We start from the raw sequence: 1045 nt of genomic DNA, 5'->3' as shown, positions 1-1045 counted from the left end.
AGAGGTTGTTGCATAATTAATCGCTAAACCCAAAGGGTTAGCGGTTCCAAGGTGCTTTTCGAGTGGAAATGTCCATCCACTTATTCATTAATCGATCCAATAAATAAACCAAAATCACCCATAACACATGTCGGTAGTAGCGGTAAATCCCATAGAGTCGAGGTTGTTCCAAGCCATACAGCATTTTGAGAGTCGAAAAAAAACTTTCGATTCGTGAACGTTTTCGAAGTAGCTTTTTACCTAAACCACGATTCACAAATCGCCAATTCTGCCTTCGATGAGCGGATCGAAAGGATTCAGGAGATGGGGATCGACGCATATTCACTTGCGTAGCCAAGTGAATTCCTGCATCTTTACAGTCCGCAAACAATCGATGATCGTCATAAGCAGCATCCGCTAAGAGAAGAAAGACATCATGATGAGATAAGGATCGAATCAATTGAGATGCCTGGTTGTCGTAGAAACCAGCCGGCGTTACATCCCACGACAAAGGGAGTAAATCCTCGGATACAATGGCATGCAGCTTGTATCCATAAAACCAGCCTAATCGTGTACCTTTCCCTTTTTCCGCGTCTCGATCATATCGAGACGACCGCAAGGGCGTCGAATCCCAGAAACAAACTCTTGCTTCAGGCTGAAGTTCAGTTAAGATTTCTTGATACACGCGATAATAAAGATCTTCTTCGATGGCTTTAACTCGCCGACAAAAGGTGGAATGATCCGGTACTTCTGAAATCCCCATCCCACGAAGTGCCCATAAATCCTGTTTCAATTTCCATTCCAGCTCTCGAAAACTACGAATCCGGTAATATACTTGGTAAACCAAGCATTTGACGATTTGAGCGTCACTAAACCGACGAGGTCGACCTTGTCGAGACCTCGTTTCTTCGAAACGGGAACAAAGTTGATCGACAAGAGAAAAAAGTTCAGATAGAGGATGGTTTCTAGATGAAAGTCGTGCTACACTCATGATGATCCGCCCTTTGTGGATGATGGTTGTGTGAGAGCTTTCATCTAACCACATTTTGGCGGATTTTTCTATTTT

Annotated in this window: 1 protein-coding gene; it reads right to left on the bottom strand. The window is 43.5% G+C overall.

Features of this window, described 5'->3' with window-relative positions; translation table 11 throughout:
- Positions 1 to 37: 37 nt before the first annotated feature.
- On the bottom strand, positions 38 to 1045 hold a 1008-nt coding region (locus BUB71_RS18755; RefSeq protein WP_084731845.1), incomplete at its 5' end, for a transposase.

Origin of the sequence: Seinonella peptonophila (assembly GCF_900129355.1) — a bacterium.
In the GTDB taxonomy this organism is placed as follows: Bacteria; Bacillota; Bacilli; order Thermoactinomycetales; family Thermoactinomycetaceae; genus Seinonella; species Seinonella peptonophila.
The sequence above is the reverse complement of the archived record's forward strand: the minus strand, read 5'-3'. Positions and strand labels throughout refer to the sequence as shown.